This window comes from Aerococcus sp. HMSC23C02 (assembly GCF_001806805.1).
In the GTDB taxonomy this organism is placed as follows: domain Bacteria; phylum Bacillota; class Bacilli; order Lactobacillales; family Aerococcaceae; genus Aerococcus; species Aerococcus sanguinicola.
On the sequence record NZ_KV786044.1, the window covers coordinates 133290 to 139797 of the forward strand.

Consider the following 6508-nt stretch of genomic DNA (forward strand, 5'->3'; position numbering starts at 1 on the left):
AGACTACGCCAAACACCGATGTGGAAGTCAAGGATAAGGACGGTAATACCATCGGCACAGGTACTTCCGATGACAAGGGTAATGTTAAGATCGATGTGCCTAAACAAAATCCTGGCGACAAGGTAACCATCATCCCTGGTAAGAAGGGCGACCAAGGCAACTTTAAGCCAGGTAACCCAGATGGTAATGGCGAAACCGTGGTTAAGGAAACCCCACAAATCACCAACCCAGGGGCTAAGAACGAGCCAGGTTCAGATAAGACAACTGTGACTGGTAAGACTACCGTTCCGAATACGACCATTGAAGTCAAAGACAAGGACGGCAATACCATCGGCACCGGCACCTCTGATGAAAACGGCGACTTCACTATTGAAGTTCCTCGTCAAGGAACCGGCGACAAGATTTCGATCATTCCATCTAAGGATTACACCAATCCAGACGGCTCAACAGAAACCCGGACCGGCGACCCTGTCGAAACTACCGTTACTGGCCACACCCCAGCAACCAAGCAAGACAAGGACATCTACGAGCCTGAATACAAACCAGGTTCCGGTCAACCCGGCACCAAGGTGGAAGTCGGCGAACCAATTTTCAAAGACGAAGACGGCAAAGTGGTGAACCCACCAGCAGGTACCAGCTTCCAACCAGGCGCTGGCGAAACCGGCATCAGCGTTGACCCTGAAACGGGCGCTGTAATCGTCGACGTTCCAGCTGACGCTAAACCAGGCGACACAATCGAAAAATCTGTCGTAGTGACCTACCCAGATGGCTCAAGCGAAACTGTCACTGTGACCATCACGGTAGAAGGCAAGGGTGGCTCGGGAGTGACCCCAGCCCCAACGCCTAAACCTGAGCCTGAAGAGCCAGAAGTCAAACCTGAAGACAAAGACGAAACGCCTGCCCAAGACCCAGCGGACGACGTAACAGTCGACCCTGTCAAGGACAGCGGCAAAGTCAGCCAAGGCGACGTGGTAGTTAACGCACCCGCCAAGGACCAAGGCCAAGCCAAGAAAGCCCCAGCCAAAGTCCAAGGCAAACTCCCACAAACAGGCGCCATCGCAGGCCTCACCAGCGGCCTCTCACTCGCCCTCATCGGCGTCGGCAGCCTCCTCGCCCTCGGCAAAAAGAAAAAAGAAGACTAATCAGTTGTGATTGCTGACTAGCCTTTAGATAGAGCACCTCGCACGGAGCGGGGTGCTTTTTTGTTTTGATAGGGTTGAGGGGAGGCGCGGGCCTCCCTTCCTTGTATATTAAGAAGACCAAGACGGCCGCGGCCGTCTTATACCTTATTGTTGAGGCTCCGATAGCTTGAGGACTTCTGGTGCGGACAAGCGAAATGGTGTTTTGTCCGTATCATGTGGCGAAGCGGACAAGAGTAGAGGTGTTTTGTCCGTATCTTGTGTCGAAGCGGACATAAGGGTAGGGGATCTGTCGGTAAGTCGGAGGGAAAGCGACATAAGGGTGGAGGATTTGTCGGTAAGTCGGAGGGATACCGACATAAGCACGGAGATCTGTCGCTTTCTCAGCTGAAATAGTGAGAATTCGATTTTTTTAACTTGTAAAATGCTAAAAGTTAGGGAAAAAGGCAGTTACGGCTTGAGAAACTGCATTATCACGAGAGAAGATGCAGTATCACGTCTAGAAACTGCATTAACGCAGGAGAAGATGCAGTATCACGCTTAGAAACTGCATTAACGCAGGAGAAGATGCAGTTTCCCCTGGCACACCGGCATTAAGGCAAGCGATAATGCCGAATTGGACCTTGTGCTAGTGAGCTCAGCTAGTGCTAATTGAGCTTAGGAAGAGGAGGAAAGTTCAATCGGATTTTTGCTTATTATAGCTTCCAGTGATAATAAAACACAATAATGTTCAATTGTTGAATAGAGGGCTCCAGTGATGGAAAGCGAAACCCTTGATAGACAAGGCTTATTGATCAATGCTGATTCAAATATTGAATCAGGAGGACAGTAAATGACACTAAAAAATACAATAGTGTTCATAATAGGGACAAAAACTGGTCTTATATTAATTTATCGTAAAAGCCAATTTTTGAAACCGATACGAAAGCCTATAGAATCAATCTTTGGTCCAAGTATCAAGAAATGGATTTCATGAAATAAGTTTATGTTATTTTTATTCATTTATTAAGCGCTATATAATCCATTTAACAATATTTCATTATTGCATTGTGTTTAATTTATAAGGAGGAGACTTATGGTAGGTAAAAATAACTATCAGGTCAAAAAGGAAAAGCAGGCAGACAAGTTCTACCGCTATTCCATCAAACGACTAAGCGTCGGGGTGGCCTCGGTTGCGGTTGCAGCCGGTTTGTTGTTTACCAGTGATGCTGCCGTGGTGGAAGTTGCCGCTGCAGAAACCGGTAACCCAAGCGCCCTGGCAGTCCCAAATGAAGAGGATGAAGAAGAAAAAGCCCGTCGCGCCGCTGCAGCAGCCGCAGCCCTCGAAGCTGAAAAAGCTGCTGCTCCAGTTGAAACACCAGCTGAAGCACCCGTAGCTGAACCCGCTGCAGAGCCAGTTGCTGAAAAATCTGAAGCTGAAAAACCAGCCGAAGAAAAACCAGCAGCCCCTGAAAAGGTTGAAGCGGACAAGAAGGCTGAGGAAAAACCACAAGCCGACAAGAAAGCTGAAGAAGCGCCAAAAGCTGAAAAGGCTGAAAAAGAAGCTAAGGCTGAAAAGAAAGCTGAAGAAAAAGCTAAAGATGATAAGAAATCTGAAGCTCGTGCAGGCTACTATGCTGCAGACAAAGACGACAAAGCTGGCGAATTGAAATTCTTCGCTGCTGAAGAGAAAAAAGCTAAAGATACCAATGAACCAGCTCCAACTGCTGATTTAACATTTAGTCTAAAAGCTGGCACTATTGAAGATAAGAAGCCAGAAGAAGCTGTTTCTAACAAGGCCTCTTTACCTAATGGCACCAAGTATGAATGGGTGAAGAAACCTCAAAAAGGTGACAAGGAAGCCCATGTCAAAGTTACTTACCCTGATAAGAGCTATGACATCTTAACCTTGCCAATCAACACCCCAGACAATGTCCCAGCAGAAGCTGCTAACGGTACAGAGTTGATTACAGGTGGCGGAACTAGTGAAGCGGACGCCATTGACGCTACTGGCCAAAATCCAAATGCTACCCAAATTTATCGTGGCCAAGCCTGGATTGAAAATGAGCCTGCATTTGGTGATAAAGATAAGGGCGATGTACCCGCAGCTGGCCAAAAAGTTTACCTCCAATGGAAGGATGGGAAGGGCATTGTTTCTCCTATCTTCTATACAGTAGTTAAACCAGATGGATCCTTTATCTTCGACCTATCTCGTCCAGTTATCTTAGCCGATGGTTCGGTGACCCAGTATAAATTAGCTGGCGACGCGGCTTTTGGTGTAAGAACTTGGGCGTCACCCATGGAAGGTTATTCTGTAGTTAAGTCCGGGGATATGTACGGGGCACGTTTCCAAACACGTACGGACCGGACCCAAGAAAACTGGGACTTTACAGCAGGTATTAACCGAATTGTTAACGGAGTTATCCAATATCAAAGAAAGCCGAATATTGAAGGCTGGTTGGCTAAACCTGAAGACCAATGGGTAAGAGCTAATACGCCTGAAGGTTACTGGCCAGATAACGGTAATTACGGGGTAATGCGCGGTAAGGTTTGGTATGAAGTTAACGAAACAAATGGTGGGGTAACCAATGAATACCTTGGCCAACCTGGTAACGGGGATATTTGGGCTACTGGTATGGAAGTGGTTGGCTCTTATGTCAACGACCATGTTGCCCGCCAATTCGATGCTTGGAAGACAGCCAACAAAGGCTATACCCATGATCAATTCAAGGTAGCCCAACAATAAATCATTGCTGAATACGAACAACAATACGGCAAGGGCTCAGCCATCGCTGAAACAGTTGTCGGTAAGGTTGATAAAGACGGTAACTTCCGCATTCCATTCAGAGGACTTTACGGGGTTTCTAGAAATCGTCAAAATCCGATAGCACAAACTTCGAATATTATTACAGATGAAGAATATGGAAAAGTAGTCAAGGACGAAGATGTCACCCATGATAATTCACGTCCATGGGATGGTATCGTAAACTTGAAAGCACGTCACATCAATTACGACTACTCTTACGTTTACCCATTATCCGGTAACCGCGACACTTGGATGAAGATGTATGAAGATAATATGTTCCAAACATCCTACTCTATCGGGGGTCAGCTAAACGCCGGTACTGATATCAGTGGTATCCAATTTGCCCTCTTGGCTGCCCAACCAGTCCATGATGTGACAAACTACGACACCAATGCGAAATTTGCGCGTCCTGGTGATACGGCTCAATCATCTACTAAGGGCCTCCACCCAAGCCAACCTTACAAACAAAGATGGTTTAGAAATGGTAAGCCAGTCGGCGAAGTGACTGAATTCACCACAGATGAGAAGGGTGAATACGGTTCAATTCCAATCACTGTGCCTAATGATCTAGAAGATGATGTCATCTATACTTCAGGCATTTTTGCTTCAACCAACAAAGCCAATAACTTGACTGACGCGCTTTATGCGGACTCCTTCATGGCACGTCCACCAGTTAAGAAGGTTAACAAGGACGACGAAGTGAAGAGAGGTTATGTTCGTGTCAGCTTCTTACCAGGCAATGGCGGTAAATTCGACGGCAACAACCAAGAAGTTTACTATGACATCATGGAAGGCAAGACCATTCAAGAAGCCATTGCAGACTCTAAGGGATCTGCTGCGCCATTAGTCATTCCAAATGTGACGCCAAACGATCCAGCTAAACCATTCAAGGGTTGGAAGGAAAACTCCAACAACGGAAACACCAAGGTTTATGCTAAAGACTTAGCAGACTACACCACACCGCTTGAAGCCGGTAAACCTGTAACTTTCGTTGCTGAATACGACAAGGTTGAAGAAAAAGATGACTACGCGCCAGTTTACAACCCAGTCCAAGCCGAGGTCGGTAAAGAAGCGACGTCAACACTTAAATTCGTCGACAAGGCTGGCCAAGATACCGCCAAACCTGCCGGCGCTAAGTTTGCTCTAGGTGAAAACGCTCCAGAGGGTTCAACAGTAGATCCTGACACAGGGGTTGTAAAATACACACCTAAGGCAGCTGACGCAGCGACAACAGTTGACGTCCCAGTGGTTGTAACTTACAAGGATGGCTCAAAGGATAATACCAATGCGCCAATCCATGTGGCTGAACAAGACAAGATCAAGGACGCCACTGATCCAAACTCTCCTGTTCCAGAAGGCTATGTGCGTCTGAAATTCAATGCGGACACCAAGGACGGTTCAGTAACGGGTAAATTTGCGGACAATTCTAAGGTGAAAGCCTTCGACGTTCTCAAGGGTACCAAATTCAACGATCCAGCTATCCAAGAAAAGTTTGATGCGGTTGTACCTACTAACCCAGTTGCGGACAATCCAGCTAAGAAATGGTCAGCATGGGAACCTATCTTTGACAATGAATTAGTCAAGGATACCCCAATTGAAGAAGGCTTGACAGGCGACACCCGAGAATACCACTCTGTTTACGAAGATAAACGCTTCAACGAAGACAATGTTGGTATCGCTAAGGTTGAAATCGTTAAAGACCCAACTAAGAAGGCCTACACCGAAGGCAAAGAAGGCGACAACAAGCTTGACCCAGCCGGCACCCAGGTGAAATTAACCGATGCCAATGGCGTGGAAAAAGTTGTTGAACCAAAAGACTTCGGCAAGTACGGCATTAAAGTTGGCCTCAAAGATGTGCCAAACTACACCCCAGATACCCCTCTAACCAAGAAAGACCATGACGGTAAGAAGGTTGAAGTCACTGTTCCAGGTAAGACTGGCGAACTCAAGGCAGAATCTAAGGCCCCAATCACGGTTAAACAACAGGATAAGGATGCTTTAGAACCAAGCTATGAACCAACTGAAGCCAATGTTGGTCAAGCTGCCAAATCGAAAGCCCCAAGCTTCAAGGACAGCGCTAATCAACCAGCTGATAAACCAGCTGACGCAACTTTCGCTTTAGGTGAAGGTGCTCCTAAGGGCGCTAAGGTTGATCCTAAGACAGGAGAAGTTAGCTATACACCTCAAGCCGCTGACGAAGGCAAGGCTGTCAAAGTTCCAGTTGTAGTCACTTACGGCGACAAGACAACGGATCAAACAGAAGCAAGCTTCAACGTGGCCCAACGTCCTGACGTGATCGAAGCGACTGATCCAAACGAAGAAGTTCCACAAGGCTATCACAAGGTAACCCTCAAAGCTGGCGAAGGCACCCAAGTTCCAGAAAAAGTCCTCCACGTCAGAGATGGCAAGGGCATTCCAGCAGACAAATACCCAGCAGCCACCATCGACCCAGCCAAGGCTAATGACTACAAAGAGCCAATCACATGGTCCGTCGCACCTAACACAGCAATTACTAAAGACGAAGTGATTGTAGCTAACGCCACTAAGAAGACCGACGCAGAAAAGAACGATCCACAAGCTAAGG

3 protein-coding genes are annotated in these 6508 nt (G+C 47.1%); all 3 read left to right on the forward strand.

All coding sequences use genetic code 11. The features are described from left to right. A partial coding sequence (locus HMPREF3090_RS04765) for a YPDG domain-containing protein (RefSeq protein WP_168140256.1) occupies positions 1 to 1142 on the forward strand: 1142 nt, incomplete at its 5' end. A 1072-nt stretch (positions 1143 to 2214) separates the two neighbouring features. Further along, a complete protein-coding gene (locus HMPREF3090_RS04770; RefSeq protein WP_070486077.1) occupies positions 2215 to 3864 on the forward strand; it encodes a Rib/alpha-like domain-containing protein in 1650 nt (549 codons plus the stop codon). Positions 3865 to 4107: 243 nt separating this feature from the next. After that, positions 4108 to 6508, forward strand: a 2401-nt coding sequence (locus HMPREF3090_RS09835; RefSeq protein WP_168140257.1) for a Rib/alpha-like domain-containing protein, incomplete at its 3' end; no start/stop codon positions are given.

Coding starts and splice junctions, on each gene's coding strand:
- HMPREF3090_RS04770 (WP_070486077.1), top strand. CDS start 2,215: ATGGTAGGTAAAAATAACTATCAGGTCAAAAAGGAAAAGCAGGCAGAC.